This is a genomic window from Pirellulaceae bacterium (assembly GCA_029243025.1).
Lineage (GTDB): Bacteria > Planctomycetota > Planctomycetia > Pirellulales > Pirellulaceae.
Window position 1 is genome coordinate 116,111 of the sequence record JAQWSU010000033.1, and the last position, 15,482, is coordinate 131,592.

Consider the following 15,482-nt stretch of genomic DNA (forward strand, 5'->3'; position numbering starts at 1 on the left):
GTTGTCGCCCGTTAGGGTGTAATCCGGCGCACCTTAATATTGCGAAACGACACGTCGTTACCGTGATCCTGCAGGCAAATGTGACCATTATTTGCTTTGCCAAACATTTTCATCTTCGCAAATTTACTCTTCGCCACCCGTGCATCCCAGTCATCACTGCCCTTTACATACTCGCAGTACTTTTGACCGTTCATGGATTGGACGCATTGCTCGGGAGTGATTACGACGTGCAGTGTATTCCATTCCCCCGCTGGATTCGTTGCGTCAACGTCAGACGCATAGAGCCCATAAAGCCAACCTGCTTTTTGGGGATCGCTTCCATCCTTGTTGTCCTGGATTTGAATCTCAGGCCCTGTCCGCCAGGGTGTACTTCCATCTTCCGTCACATGGTACATCAAGCCACTGTTGCCACCGGGCGGGATCTTGTAGTCGACTTTGAGCTCGAATCCCATGTAATCATTTTTGGTGATAATGTCGCCAGCGCCTTTGCGTCCCCAGCGGATTTCCCCGTTAGCAACCTTCCAGCCATCACCTACCTTCGACTTCTTGAAATTCCTCCATTGATCCATCGATCGGCCATCGAACAATAACTCCCAACCTGCCGCTTTTTCAGCATCGGAAAGCGTGTTGTGGGCAGCATCTTCAGCGACCAAAACAGTGGGAACGATCAGCCCGTATAGGACGAATAATTTGAAAAGGATTTTCACGATTCACCTCTCGAAGAACATGCGACTTACGGAAACTCAGTTTGATTGGATAGGATAACCGCTCGTTTATACGAGAGCGACCCGCTAATATTCTGCCGCCGTATGCTCCTCACCCTCAACCCAACTGTCGGCCTAAAGCCATACAGACTCATCCGGAATTGTGGCAGACTACCCGAATCGACTAAACGGGTGTTTTCATTCACGCCTTAAGATCTTGCCGAATTCGGCTCAACTTCCAATCCTGAAACAGGCTCGGCCAGACGAACCGCTACAGACAAAGTAGCTGCCAGGGCAGCGAACCATTTTTTCAATCCGCGTAATATGCGGATAAGGCTTAATAATTAGAAGCTAACCCGTAAATCCGACAGGACCTTTGTCACAGACTGCTCAAAGGTTTTACTTCTCTCTCATGCCGAGTCTACTCATCGCTGGCCAATCGAATCCCCGTAAATTGCCAACGAGCAGTCGGCGGAAAAAAGTTTCGATAGGAAGTGCGCAGATGGCTTGAGGACGTTGCACAAGAACCTCCTTTTAGCACGTATTGATTGCACATAAATTTCCCATTGTACTCCCCTAAGGCCCCATCCACCGGGCGATAGCCAGGGTACGCGACATATGGACTTCCGGTCCATTCCCACACATCGCCAAAAAACTGATGATTACCTGTCGATCGCCCTCCGGAGCGATGGGGGTGAATCGCCTGTCCCAGATCGATCAAACGATCCGCCAAGTTGCCGTCAACGGAGACTCCTTGGGCTGCAATCTCCCATTCCGTTTCGCTGGGCAGGCGCTGCCCTGCCCAGCGGGCAAACGCATCGGCCTCAAAGAAGCTCACATGGCACACCGGCAATCTTGGATCAATCGGCGTCAAACCTGCCAAGGTGAATTGATACCATTCCCCTCCCTTTTGTTGCCAATACAGGGGTGCGGCCCACTGCTGTTCACTGACCGTCTGCCAGCCTAAAGACAACCATAATTCGGATCTTTGGTAACCGCCCTCTTCCATAAACTGCAGGTATTCCTCACAGGTCACCAAGCGGGGTGCGAGATGCAAACTCGGAACCAATACGTTGTGACGCGGGAATTCGTTGTCATAGCCAAAACCCTTGCCATCATGCCCCACTGCATAAACGCCTCCAGCCACCTTGATCCATTCCAGGGGATCTTCATCCAAACTCGTCGGCCACGAATCGTGTCGATAGACGGGCGCAATGGGATTCAACGAAAATGCATGCTTGATGTCCGTCAGCAACAATTCCTGATGCTGCTGCTCGTGATGCAAACCGACTTCAAGAATCTCCCAAAAGCGTTCAGACAACTGCTCCACTTGTGGCAATAAACTCACCAAAGCCTCGTCGACATACGCACGATAAGCCAACACCTCGTCTCGACTGGGTCTCGACAGAAGTCCACGCTGTGATCTTGGGTAGGGTTGACCGACACTGTTGTAGTAGGAATTAAACAACAGCATGTAGTCGCGATTAAATTCCTGATAGCCGGCACACTCACTGAGAAGAAATTGTTCAAAAAACCAAGTCGTATGAGCCAAGTGCCAACGCGTTGGACTCGCATCCGGCATGGATTGCACAGCGCAATCTTCAGCTGTCAACGTCTCGCAAAGCCGTTCTGAAAAACTGCGCACCTTTACGTATTGGTTAACTAGCTGAGAATAGTTTTGTGTTCGCGTTTCCGTCACAGATTCCATTCATGGCCCCTGACATTTCCTGTGATAACATATTTGCTTTTACGGCGATTCATCGCCGACCACAAAATGCAGTACAGCAAAAAACTCATTCGGGTCGGTCCACGCCCGGCGAAACTCCAAACCTGTCTCGGAAGCAATTTCAGCAAAACCCTCAATGGTATATTTGTGGGAATACTCGGTGTGGATCTCCTCGCCTTGATCGAACGCAAACTGCTCGCCTCCGATCTCCACTACCTGAGCCTGTCGACTTCGGAGACCGATTTCAACTCGACCATACATTTCATTGTAGTTCGCTACGTGTTCAAACTGCTCGGGTTTGATATCCCCCGCCAATTCACAATTGATACGGTTTAAGATATTTAGACTGAAACTGGCAGTCAGGCCTTTCGCGTCGTTGTACGCCGCTTCGATTGTGCTGATCTCTTTTTGCAAATCAATGCCGATCAAAAGACTGCCACCCTGTCCGCATTGACTGGTGATATTCTCTAACAACTCCTTTGCCATGCCCGGGTCAAAATTTCCGATCGTGGAACTGGGGAAATAGACAGCAGTTTTCGTTGCCTTGCGTTCGAATTGCGGCAGTTCAAATCGTGCGAGAAAATCCGCACAGACGGGGAGTACCGATAGCTTGGCAAAATTTTCAGAGAGTTTATCTGCCGATTCGTGCAAATGCTCGAAAGAAATATCAACGGGAACGTACGCAACCAGGTCGATCAGTTGATCCAGTAAGAGTGGTGTCTTAAGACTACTACCAGACCCGTATTCAACTAGCACCGCACCAGCACCGATTTCCTCCGCCATTTCCGAAGCGTACCGCTTCATGATCTCCAATTCAGTCCGAGTAAGATAATATTCCTCTAGTTCGCAAATGTCATCAAAAAGTTGTGAACCCCGTTGATCATAAAGATACTTACAGGGCAGATTGCGGGGCGAGGCCGACAATCCGGTCAAAACATCGACCAAGAAATCATTTGACGATGCCTTTTCAACTAATGCAGTGTTATGTTCAGACAAACTATTAATCCTCGGTGGGAGTGGCCTAGGGTACTAGAACGGGTGGCTTGAGAAGTCGACACACGAAAGAATGAAACATTTTACGTAAAAATGCGACTTCGACAACGGGCATTGCGGTCAATAACCCCCCTCAATCTACAAGGGGTTGGAGATTCGGCCAGCTTTCGCTTCTCACACAATTCGCGCACGGGTTAGGTCGTCGCGGTGAAACACCAATCCACGCATTACTTATCTGAGACCGGCTGCAACCCTTTTATCGTCTTGGAGTCTGGGCGATCTTCGCCGACTTTGACGGTGTAGCTTCCGGGTTGATAGACAGGCAGCCGAAATGAAGCGTCTCCCGATCGGATGGTGTAGAGGACATCGTCCGTCGCTTCGTCAATCACTTGAAAAACTGGATGGTCCGCTTGATCGAAGCTTACCTCTGGCAAAAAGCCGATCGGAGTTCTCCCATCGTTATCCTGCATTTTAATGGTGACAGGCCAACCTGGGAATTGTGCTTGATCACCATCTCGCACATCCGCAAACCGTGGCCAACTTTCAAAGGTAATCGTGCGATTCTTTTTATTAAAACGCACCACCCCATAGCCGTCAGCCCGCTGCGTTTCAGCACTACGTTTCGGAGGATTTGCATAAGCCAGCATACGAATTAGGTTCCCCAAACCGTCTTCATATTCACCTGTCCATGGCAGGGGACTATCAGGCACCGGATTCGCACCCGGTTGCTCATCGATCGGGTGCCACCATCTTCCATAGATCGTGTTAACAATTGCGGGACTGGTAAAACCGAAAGGACCATCTGCTTGTCGCTCAATCCCATGTTGAACCAGCACGGACAAATGTTGATCACCGCAGACATGGGGTGCCCAACTCTTCCGGATCTCCCTCAAAGCCTTGCGACGTCCCGTTTGCGGCCAACCATTACAATCTAAGTCTGCCAAGAGGCGATTGCCCGGTTTTCCATGCAAGTGCACCGCACCACAAAAGGCGGTTTGCGAAAGGACGCATTTCATTTCAGCGCCTCTCCAATCTTCATTCCAATCACGAAGAAAGTTCAGCTGTCTTTCGCCCAATAATTGCAGCCCCGCAACATCAACAGCCTTGCGATCATAATTCGGATCGTTGATGTGATCGGGCCGCGGTCCCATCTTCGGAATCTTGCCATCAGGTCCCGTCTTGAATTTACGATCCTCGAGAATGGCAAAATCAATGCCACCAACCAGCAGATTCGTGTAATAGACGCCGATGCCGCGTTTGATCGGAGTCCCATCATAGGGATCTGGCAAGTGCCACGTCTGGCAGCGTTGAACCATATTGACGTATTTCGCCGGATAAAAGAAACCACCATCGGCACCAGCAGAATTGCTCGCTTTCTTCCCGCTCTCTCCCCAGATATTCGCTTGTCCTACATCGTGATCATCCGGAATGCAAATGGATGGTCGATCGCGCAGCAGATCACGAAATTGCACGCCGAACTCCAGCCACCCGAATGTATGTTGCGTGTGGTGGTAGGATTGATCACCGGCAAAGAACAATAGGTCAGGATCTTGCAACTTAAGATTATCGACAATCCTTGCGCGTGGTCCTGGGGTACGACTCGAATTGCAAGAGAGCGCTCCCAGCACGATGGTATTTTTCTGTATTGGATCTTTTCGGATCAAACCCGCGAAAGCCGCCTTGTCACCATGTCGCAATCGGTATCGAACGTTCTTTGAATTATCCCAATCCTCCAAACGAAAATGCGCGCTCCAACCAAGTTCGTTCACCTCTTCCGTTTTCACGAGTCGCCATCGCCCCTCTTGCTGTAGCTCAAGCCGCACTTGTCGCGATTCGTCGGGAAGCAGTGGATAAAGTTGCGCCGTCAACTTCAAAACAGATCGATCCTGCGCATAAACCGCAAACGCAATCACCTCTTCGCGTGGCACGAGTAATCGGGGCTTGCGATTTTCTTTTGGTTTCCACCACTCCCCCGTTGCCTCAGAATCAAGGTTTGGAAATTTCTGGCCGAAAGGTTGAACCTCCGGCGCCGCCCGGCCGTTCGAAATTAAACAAGCGAAAAATATCAATATCACAAAGGTTAATCTCAGCGGGGTGTTCATTCGGTCGCATCCTGTAGCAAGCAATCGGCCAGTTGTCATATCGAATCTGTATGAGCCCGCATAAACATTCAGCCCTCACACCCCAGCATTCTATCGCATCGAACAACACGGCGGAAATGAGAGTTCCGTTCACCCCTTATCGACTTGCTTAGCCTTACTTCAGCTGGAGGTCGGCAAATTATCGTGTTTCTCACCGCCTGTTCTTTTCGAAAAAAAGGGGAACACCGATGCGAAGCAGGAGAAAAAAGAAAGTCACCACACGACGTCCCCCGCCTCCACGCTGCCTTCCTATCAGGAACATGGAATCTCGGACCGACGAAATTTGCAGATGCGCAGGTGACAACGAACCATTGGGCCAATCAGACAATTTCCTCAAGCCCCCCTGTTTTAGCTGAAGTCTCAGTCCACCCGTGCGGCAACATGGCTATCAGCATCGGACGCCTCTGGCCAGCGACGAGGAAAGGGGCCACGATTTGTCACCATTCTTCCCTCGACCCGTGCTGAGATTCGCTAATTTTGGTGATCGGCCCGCACCGGCTAAAAGGAACGCCGACCGCGACAACCAATAGGCGGCCCCGGCTGCTTTGCTGAGCCGGGGCGCACCAGGATACAAGCAAAAAAACATCTATTTCCTTGCAATCCCCGCGAATGCCTGTCATATATGTCGCAAAGTCATACGTTCCTCCATGCTTTTGAGACCCACCCGAGGCTCACGATGACCCACGAATGGCCGCCCCACGAACGTCTGCGCGTCGCGATACTCATTGAAACATCGAAGACCTACGGTCGAGGGTTACTGCGCGGAATTGCAAGCTATCTCAAGCTGCACGGCCCTTGGTCTGTTTACATTGATGAGCGTTCTTTAGATGACCCGCCCCCGCCTTGGCTCCATCACTGGAACGGGGATGGGATTTTGATCCGCGATGCCAACAACGAGCTACTTTCCGCTGCCCTTCAAACGGGGGCTGCAATCATTAACCTTGGTGAGCACGAGAAAGCTGACGTAGCTCATATTCGCTCGGATGAGCGTGCGATCTCAATGATTGCCGCCGAGCATTTACGGCTGCGTGGTTTTCGTCATTTTGGCTACGTAGGAGTACCCAACTCTCCCTTCTCAGATTCACGTCATCGATTTTTCATGGAGTCCATTGCTCCCAGTCCTTGCGAATATTTTGGTGCGTCATCTCCAAACGTTAACCAAAATTCGTGGGAAGCCATTCAAGATCAGCTCGCCGAATGGCTGCTCCAACTCCCCAAGCCGATTGGCTTGATGGCCTCCTATGACGTGGTGGGTTTACGCGTGCTCGAAGCGTGTCGGCGCGCGGGACTCAGTGTACCAGATCAAGTTGCCGTAGTCGGCGTCGACAACGATGCGGAACTTTGTGCGTTATCAAATCCACCACTTAGTAGTGTGGAACATTCCCTTGAAAAGATTGGATATCAGGCAGCAGAACTGCTTGGCAATATGATGTCCGAGAACATCACGGCTCCGTCTTTGACGCTTGTCCGGCCCACGGGGGTTGTAACACGACAATCCAGCGACATTATCGCGATTGACGATATCAAGGTGGCGGCAGCGTGCCATTTCATTCGCGAACACGCCTGCGAGGGCATGACGGTACCGAAAGTCGCCGAACATGTTTCCTTATCCCGTCGAGCACTCGAGCGTCGTTTTCATAATGCCTTGAAGCGTAGTCCGCAATCCGAGCTCCGCCGAATTCAAATTGATAGAGTTCGGCAGTTGCTAGAGGACACCGACCACAAACTATCGGTGGTCGCACAGATGTCCGGATTCCGTTACCATGAGTACATGAGTAAGGTCTTTAAAGAAAAGACTGGCATCTCTCCGGGCAACTACCGCAAATCGAAGCGCTCGCAAGCATCGATTTCGGATGAAATAGTACTACGCGCTGAAACGGGCGAAAACGGTTCTCAATCAACTGTTTAAACCGTAGCACCCTTCGAACTCCTACTGGATTGCGGCTCTATCACTCCGGACGTCATATGAAGTAAGCAGGTCTTCTCCTGTCGCGCTTCCCCCTTCAGTAGCTCCACAAAGGCGATCCATGAAATCATTCGTTACACACCTCGAAAGTGCGATCGATCAGACCCATCTTCCAGCTGACCAGATCCAGACACTCCATGCCAATCGCCCGCTCTGGGTACGATACGATCTGCCGGCCGTCGGCAATCAAATGACGAAAGACGTTGTCGCATCACGAGAGCATTCGATGTGGCGGTATCGCGAACTCCTGCCGGTCCCCCCTGGGGAAGAGGTGACTCTTGGTGAAGGCATGAGCCCCTTATTGCGATGCTCGCAATTAGGAAAGCAGCTCGGGCTGCAAAATCTCTGGATCAAGGATGAATCCCAACTGCCCACAGGCAGTTTCAAGAGTCGTGGGTTGGCAATGGCCATTTCAATGGCCAAACATTTCGGAATTCAACGAGTTGCTATCCCGACAGCCGGGAACGCAGGTGGGGCCACGGCAGCCTATGCAGCTCGTGCCGGAATAGAAGCCTTCGTTTTCATGCCAGACGACACGCCCGTCGTCAACCAGTATGAAGCTCAAATGGCCGGCGCTCACGTGTACCTCGTCAACGGCCTGATTAACGACTGCGCGCGTATTGTTCGAGAGGGACAATCCGAACTTGAATGGTTCGATCTTTCAACGTTGAAGGAGCCTTATCGTATTGAAGGCAAGAAGACAATGGGATTAGAACTTGCCGAACAATTCGACTGGGACTTGCCGGACGTGATTCTCTACCCGACAGGTGGCGGGACCGGCTTGATTGGCATGTGGAAGGCCTTCCACGAATTAAAGGAGCTGGGCTGGCTAACCACCCAGCAGATGCCTCGGATGATCTCGGTTCAGTCGGACGGCTGCCAACCAATCGCCACTGCTTTTAACGCGAATCAACGCTTCGCCGAACCCTATCAAAATGCCATGACCTGTGCGAGTGGACTGCGGGTTCCGGTCGCGGTTGGCGACTTCATGATTCTTGATGCAATCCGAGAAAGTGGTGGTCAAGCGATTGCCGTCGACGAGTCTTCTATTACTGCCTGGACCCACCAAGCCTGCAAGGCGGAAGGCCTATCCATCTGCCCCGAAACGGGAGCATGCATTGGGGCTCTTCAAACACTTATCTCGGCGAAACAGATCAACTCCAACGATCGCGTAGTCGTTTTCAATACGGGAGCCTCTCAGAAATACCTCGAAATCCTCCAAGATCATGCAGGAGAAGTGCCGAGCATCGACTTGAACCGGCCACTCGACTTCGGTATTTTCCATCGTGGTAACAATCCCCGCGTCGATTGATTTGACTGCAATTTCCCCACAGAAAATCACCCCTTTCGTGTTCAACACAAGACGTGGTCGGTTTTCGCAATCCCTTGTCGACTCAATTTAAGGCACAGCCCATAACAACAAGCGTCGTTTCCCCGTAAACATCATTTCGCTCCGGAGCTCCCCCCAATCATGATGCGTATTAACCAAGCAAAGCAAAAACTGGCCGACGGTTTGCCCACCTTTGGAACGTGGCTGTCACTCGGTGATCTCTATGCCGCTCGTGTTCTGGCAAGAATGGGATTCGATTGGCTTACCCTCGACCTGGAACATTCTGCCATTGATTGGTCAACGGCCACCTCAATCTTTGGGGCGGTGGCGGATGCGGGTTGCATTCCGCTCGCCCGCGTTCCCGAAGGTACCCATCATTACATCAAACGGGCACTTGACGCGGGCGCTTGGGGTATTGTCGTGCCGATGGTCGACACGGTCGAACAGGCTCAGATCGCAATTTCAGCAGCCAAATACCCTCCACAAGGTAATCGCAGCGCGGGCGGTGGCATGCATTCCATGAACTTTAATGCGGAGGTGGGTGAGTATTACCGCCAAGCCAATGACCAGATTCTAGTCGTTTTGCAGACAGAGAGTCCTCGGGGTGTCGAAAATGCAGAAGCCATTTATTCACTGCCCGGCTGCGACGCCATCTTTATCGGACCCAACGATTTGCGATTCCAGATGCGAGCAGCTGATGGAACTTTTCCGTCGGACGCTGAACATGAAGACAAAATTCAACGAGTGATCGAAATCGGCAAGAAAGTCGGAACCGCCACTGGGATTCACGCCATGAGCCCGGAAGACGCCGCCCATCGTGCTGAGCAGGGAATGCAATTTCTTGCGGTTGGCAGCGACCTTCAGATGTTAACTCTTCGTGCTCAGGAGGTAGTGGGCAAATTGTTTCCAGAAGGCGAGAGCAGCGATCTGGCGCGTTATTGATGTTCTCCCTCAAAATTGCAACAAGAATCTGCTGCGATGAAGCGAGAACTTCCTGTCGGTGTTGGTAAAGCCCACTTTTTCGCCCGGCAGGGGCATCAGTCGTTGACACGCCGCTGAACGCCGATCTCTCGCAACAACATCTTCGGCTCGCCCTCAAGATTCACGTTTGGATCCCAACGATTGAGAAAACGCCGGTCAATTAGCGAAAGTTTTTCACGAGGGACGGTGATCTCTCGACCGTCATCGAGCCGATGCAGGACCACAGAATCCGGTTGCAACGTTTTCAATTCTGCGATTACCGAACTTGTGCCTGTTCGGCTTTTCCACAGTCGCGGTAGTTTTTGCTCTCGACCGTCGAGGGTAGCGAGCGCGGCTTCCCGATCCTTTTGGTAGAGTGAAACGATCGTTTCAAAGGCGTTGGCTTCATCATAACCCAAGGCAATTAACAAAACGTTGGTCACCTCGGTGATCTGCCGGACTGCCGGACCAACTGAGGATGATCGAAATTCACTTGCTGATTGAATTAAAGAGAGCACTGTGGGCTTGTAGGTCGAAATGAATTTGCGGTGTTCTTCGGTCCCAACAATCGCCTGACTTTGCTTTCGTGCCTTCATTTGCATCACTAACTCATCACATCGTTGCAAGATTTCACGAGCGTGACGCAATTCGTTCTCCTGCTGAGTAACCGTTAACCCCTCCACCATCGTGGTTTCAAGCGTAAGCGTGTTCTCTCCGGCTGACAGTTGAGCAGCAACGACAAAAAGAACAGCAAAAGTTAGGCAAACACGTTGTAACGCTGTATTCATGGAAGATCCCTGACTGTTTTCTAGTCTCGATGAACAAGTAGACTATCAATTTCTGGCGCGAACAGTTCCGCACTTACAGCAGCTCAAACGAGATTTATTCACTTGCATTCCGTGCAATCGACACAACCAGTACGAACCTATCCATTTATCCTATAGTCCGCACGTCATCCAGGCTAAGCGTACCTCAGTAAATCACCAGAAGGATTTTTCCAAGCTGCCAAACCACAAAGTCTTGAAGCGAAATGAGAACGTCCGGATGACTCACGAGAACGAGCCGAAGGATCTTGAGAACCGATCATTGCCGGGAGATTTGTCGTGGATCACGACGGGGCAGCCGTTTCACCGAGGGTAGGGATCAGCAAAAGCTCCAAAAGCGCCTAATCCACCATCGACTTCCACATCCGTTGCTGTGACAAACGAAGCAGCGTCACTCGATAACCAGAGCACCACGTGGGCCACTTCTGCAGTGGTTCCGATTCGCCCCAGCGGATGCCGATTCGATAAGGCTTCAGCCCCACCTTGCGACTCAAGCGTCTGACGAACCAAGGGTGTGTCGATGGCTCCCGGAGAAACTGATACAACGCGGATTCCGGCTCGAGCGTACTCGACGCCCCACTGGCGGGTCTGCATGATATTTGCAGCCTTAATCGGACCATAGGCGGGAACTCCCCGGGCCGTTCGGTGCCCTTGCCCACTGGCCAAATTCACGATGACACCCTCTTGTTGAGTTTTCATGTGGGGAAGGACAGCGCGTGCCATTTGCATATACCCGGTCAGATTCACATCAACCATTCGCTGCCAAAGTTCATCCGTGTACTCGTCGATGGGACGATAGGAGTCAGCAGGCTGAACCGCAGCGTTGTTAACGAGCACGTCAAGTCCACCAAATCGCGAAAGCACCCATTCGACCGCTTGTTCACAGTCTTTTCGACGGGACGTATCTCCCTTTCGAAAGAAGATTCCATCACTCAAATCTTCTCCTGGCACCAGGTCGAGACAAACCACCCTGGCACCGCTACGGTGAAAAGCCTCCGCTACCCCGCGTCCAATTCCGCTGGCACCGCCGGTAACCAACACGATACGGCCAGCATTGTCGTACTGGACCGTGCCTCGCGGTCGAGAATTTCTTTTCGCCATGAATGCCCCTTCCTATGCGATCTAGAGCCTCGAGTCAGCATCGAGCGCCTTCAATATAGCCAATCCAGTTTCAGCCGGATTTCGGGACAAAGTTTCGCAGGTAGGTATGGCTTTGCCTTAAAGAGGTCTTCCGAGCTTCCAAAGAGTGTTCATAGGCTCGATCTTCCACTTCCACACAGACAGGACCGTCATATCCCACATCGGTAAGAACTGAGAAAAATTTCCCCCAATCAACATCGCCCATTCCGGGTAACTTCGGCACATGATACTCGTTGGGATGGGCAAGGATGCCCACTTGATCGAGGCGGTGACGATCCAAGCGAACATCTTTCGCATGGATATGAAATAGGCGGTCAGAAAAATCCCGCATGGGCGCCAGATAATCCATTTGCTGCCAGATCATATGTGATGGATCATAGTTCAAACCAAAGTGTTTGCTGGGTAAATCCTCAAACATGCGTTGCCAAATGGTCGGACTTACTGCAAGGTTCTTTCCTCCAGGCCACTCATCGCTGCTGAACAACATCGGACAATTCTCAATTCCCACTCGCACCTCAACTTCTCCTGCGAGCTCGATGATCGGCCGCCAAACTTCCAGGAAGCGATTCCAATTGTCATCAACCGACTTGGTCCAATCCCTACCAATGAATGAATTCATCCGGTTCAAGCCAAGTTCTGCCGTAAGCCGAATCAATTTCTTGATGTGCTCGATAGCCTGATTCGCCTCAGCAGCGTTGGGCGTCAGCGGATTCGGATAATATCCCAAGCCGCTTATCGTGACGCCATACTTTTCAGTAAGCGCCGCGACCTGTTCGCGTGTTTCGGATCCATCAGCATCCGCATCGAGGTGAGTGACCCCCGCATAGCGGCGATCGGATTTTCCATGAGGCCAGCACATTACCTCCACGCAATCAAAACCGATATCCGCCGCGGTTGCAAATACTTCCTCCAAAGTAAACTCCGGTAAGATTGCTGTGACAAAACCGAGTTTCATCGTTTATTCTCCTTGGACTTTGATCCATTTTTGCGTCTGATGACTCTTCAAGATCGCTTCACACACACGCACCTCCCGATCGCCATCGATAAAGGTCGGATAGCGAGTTGCATCATTGGTTGCCCTGCCCTCAATTGCCGTGTAAAAAGCCTCAAAACAGTGTTTGAATGAGTCTGCATATCCCTCGTTGTGTCCGCCTGGATAACTAGCAGCCAGCCGGGCAACCGGTCCCAAGAGGGCCGGATCTCGAGACAACAATTCATTCGCCTGATCTCGGTGGCCAATCCACAGCTGGTTGGGAAGCTCACTGTTCCAGGCCACTGACCGCGCGGATCCCGCAATTTCGAATCGCAGGCAATTTTTTCGCCCAGCAGAAACTTGCGAAACGAAAAAGGTCGCTCTAGCACCACCACGGAAACGCAATAGGACCGAGCCATAATCGTCTGTTGTGATGGCAACCTGTTCGGCGTTTGCATCCTCTGCCTTGGCAAAAGTTTCCACCTCAGCAGCGGGTCGAAAACGAGCTGGATGCACGGTCTGTAGATCAGCGCAAACCGAATCGATCTCGGCGGAAGTAATCGAGTAAATCAAGTCAAGCCAATGGGTGCCAATGTCCGCAATGGCGCGAAGATCACCGGCTTCATCTGCTAGTACTCGCCAGTTGTAATCCGTATTTCGCAGCAACCAATCCTGGACGTAACTCCCCGTGACGTGGAACAATTCACCAAGCTCCCCCTGATGAAATCGTTCTCGTGCTTCGATGCAAAGCGGGTAAAAGCGAAGGTTATAGTTAACCGCTGTCGCAAGTTGAGGATTCGCGGCTGCTAACTCAACCAATTCCGCCGATTCACTCACATTCATCGCAAGCGGCTTTTCACACATCACGTGTTTACCGGCCGTGATCGCAGCAACGACCATTTCATGATGCAAACGATTAGGGGTGACAATATGAACTGACTTCACGTCACAATCAGTCAGCATATCTTCGAACCGCGAATAGGATTGCCGAATACCTAATCGGTCTGCCGCTTGCCGACCTTTTCCTGGAGTTGACCCCAGGATACCGACCACCGGCACCCCAATTCTCCTGAGGGATTCGGCATGGACCCCCCCCATAAATCCGGTGCCTACGATTGCCGTGCCAAGCTGGCTCCTACTCATGGCGATCGACCTCTAACTCTCGTTTCCAACAAGCTTACGAGGTTATCCGAAGCCTTCCAAACGAGTTAATGATGGAAAGCCGACCCGGCTGTTTTCGAGACATGATTGGGCTGTTGGTCAAAGTATTTGATATCCGCTTTCAGATCCGTAATGAGTGACTCAGCCATATCACGGGTGAAACCCTCTTTGCAAACACAGCGCAGTGCGGCGACGTCTTCTCGATTTTTCGGAAAGGTGTATGCGGGCACAAGCCAGCCACGTTCGCGTAACTTATCGGACATATCGAAGGAACTGAAACTTGCTTTGTCATTCGTCGTAAAAGCAAATACAGGAATATCACTTCCATCGGAGATCAAGTCGAACGGGCCCAGTTTGGCAATTTCGCCTGAAAGGTACAAAGCAACATCTTGACTGGTCTGATGGATACGTCGATAACCTTCGCGTCCGAGTCGCAAGAAGTTGTAATACTGGGCAATCACCTGATTGCCGGGCCTGGAAAAATTCAAGGCGAAATTCGGGAGATCCCCTCCGAGATAATTACAGTGAAAGACCAACTCCTCCGGTAGGTCCTCTCGGTCCCGCCAAACGACCCAACCGACGCCAGGATAGACCAAACCGTATTTGTGGCCTGAAGCATTAATCGATTTAACTCGGGGCAGTCGAAAGTCCCACTCGATATCGGGTTGTAGAAACGGCGCCACAAACCCTCCACTTGCCCCATCCACGTGCAATGGCACGTCGAGCCCTTTTTCAGCCTGCAGGGTTTCGAGTGCATCGTTGATCGATTTGATGTCCTCATAACGACCATCAAAAGTACTACCCATGATTCCAACCACGCCGATGGTATTTTCGTCGATTAGCTTTACTGCTTCTTCAGCAGACAGACAGAATCGATTACCTTCCATTGGCACGAAACGCGGTTCAATCTCCCAGTATCGACAAAACTTTTCCCAACAGACTTGCACATTGATGCCCATGACCATGTTCGGGCGATCAGTCGGTTTACCGGCGGCTTCTTGTCGTTTCCGCCATCTCCATTTCAGCGCCATACCACCTAGCATCGCCGCTTCGCTCGAGCCAATTGTCGAGCAGCCGGTAACAGTGTCCAAATTGGGGTTATGCCATAACTCGGATATCATCCGAACACAGCGTCTTTCGATCTCCGCCGTTTGGGGATATTCATCCTTATCGATCATGTTCTTATCGAACGCTTCGGACATCAACGTTTTGGCTTCCGCTTCCATAAACGTGGTCACGAACGTGGCTAGATTCAATCTCGAATTACCATCGAGAATGAGTTCATCACGAATCAAATCATAAACGACCCGAGGTGGCAAACAGTCGTCCGCGATGGAATCTTTCGGAATCGATTCCGACATTAATCGGGCGCCATAGGCGGGGATCGAGTATTCAGGAACATTTTCGATACGACTTTTATTAGCTGACATCTTTTGATTGACCTTCGTGAAATTTGCTGCAAAGCGTTCCAACTCGCAAACCTTTTCTCGTCGAACAACTCAAGCGCACTTGTTTGACATGGGGATCGATTATTCGCTCGCGAGTTCTCAAATTCAGGAATTCA

12 protein-coding genes are annotated in these 15,482 nt (G+C 51.3%); 3 read left to right on the top strand and 9 right to left on the bottom strand.

From position 1 onward, the window contains the following. Positions 1-11 precede the first annotated feature (11 nt). From P8N76_15765 to P8N76_15780, 4 genes are all read right to left on the bottom strand, one after another. Positions 12-707 carry a DUF1080 domain-containing protein gene (locus tag P8N76_15765; GenBank protein MDG2383125.1) on the bottom strand — a complete coding sequence of 232 codons (696 nt, stop codon included), beginning with the start codon at positions 705-707 and terminating at the stop codon, positions 12-14. Positions 708-1,125: 418 nt separating this feature from the next. Beyond that, positions 1,126-2,412 carry an ergothioneine biosynthesis protein EgtB gene (gene egtB, locus P8N76_15770; GenBank protein MDG2383126.1) on the bottom strand — a complete coding sequence of 429 codons (1,287 nt, stop codon included), beginning with the start codon at positions 2,410-2,412 and terminating at the stop codon, positions 1,126-1,128. Positions 2,413-2,451: 39 nt separating this feature from the next. Continuing rightward, positions 2,452-3,426, bottom strand: a complete 975-nt coding sequence (gene egtD / locus P8N76_15775; GenBank protein MDG2383127.1) for an L-histidine N(alpha)-methyltransferase — start codon at positions 3,424-3,426, stop codon at positions 2,452-2,454. Between the two features lie 224 nt (positions 3,427-3,650). Next, positions 3,651-5,525 carry a hypothetical protein gene (locus P8N76_15780; protein MDG2383128.1) on the bottom strand — a complete coding sequence of 625 codons (1,875 nt, stop codon included), beginning with the start codon at positions 5,523-5,525 and terminating at the stop codon, positions 3,651-3,653. 715 nt (positions 5,526-6,240) lie between these two features. Here P8N76_15780 and P8N76_15785 point away from each other — a divergent pair. The 3 genes from P8N76_15785 to P8N76_15795 all read left to right on the top strand — a co-directional run bounded on the left by P8N76_15785 (position 6,241) and on the right by P8N76_15795 (position 9,802). Continuing rightward, a complete protein-coding gene (locus tag P8N76_15785) occupies positions 6,241-7,473 on the top strand; it encodes a DNA-binding transcriptional regulator (protein MDG2383129.1) in 1,233 nt (410 codons plus the stop codon). A gap of 118 nt (positions 7,474-7,591) precedes the next feature. Beyond that, positions 7,592-8,842, top strand: a complete 1,251-nt coding sequence (locus P8N76_15790; protein MDG2383130.1) for a threonine synthase — start codon at positions 7,592-7,594, stop codon at positions 8,840-8,842. Positions 8,843-9,001: 159 nt separating this feature from the next. After that, entirely contained in the window at positions 9,002-9,802 is an 801-nt protein-coding gene (locus tag P8N76_15795) for an aldolase/citrate lyase family protein (protein MDG2383131.1), read from the top strand. 95 nt (positions 9,803-9,897) lie between these two features. Here P8N76_15795 and P8N76_15800 read toward each other — a convergent pair whose 3' ends face one another. From P8N76_15800 to P8N76_15820, 5 genes are all read right to left on the bottom strand, one after another. Further along, positions 9,898-10,608 (bottom strand): SHD1 domain-containing protein, encoded by a 711-nt coding sequence (locus tag P8N76_15800; protein ID MDG2383132.1) that lies wholly within the window; start codon positions 10,606-10,608, stop codon positions 9,898-9,900. A 339-nt stretch (positions 10,609-10,947) separates the two neighbouring features. Then, positions 10,948-11,745 (bottom strand): SDR family NAD(P)-dependent oxidoreductase, encoded by a 798-nt coding sequence (locus P8N76_15805; protein MDG2383133.1) that lies wholly within the window; start codon positions 11,743-11,745, stop codon positions 10,948-10,950. Between the two features lie 70 nt (positions 11,746-11,815). Then, a complete protein-coding gene (locus tag P8N76_15810) occupies positions 11,816-12,739 on the bottom strand; it encodes a sugar phosphate isomerase/epimerase (protein MDG2383134.1) in 924 nt (307 codons plus the stop codon). A 3-nt stretch (positions 12,740-12,742) separates the two neighbouring features. Further along, complete coding sequence (locus P8N76_15815; GenBank protein ID MDG2383135.1) at positions 12,743-13,900, bottom strand: Gfo/Idh/MocA family oxidoreductase; 1,158 nt, start codon at positions 13,898-13,900, stop codon at positions 12,743-12,745. A gap of 65 nt (positions 13,901-13,965) precedes the next feature. Continuing rightward, a complete protein-coding gene (locus tag P8N76_15820) occupies positions 13,966-15,348 on the bottom strand; it encodes a glutamate decarboxylase (GenBank protein ID MDG2383136.1) in 1,383 nt (460 codons plus the stop codon). Between the last annotated feature and the right edge of the window lie 134 nt (positions 15,349-15,482).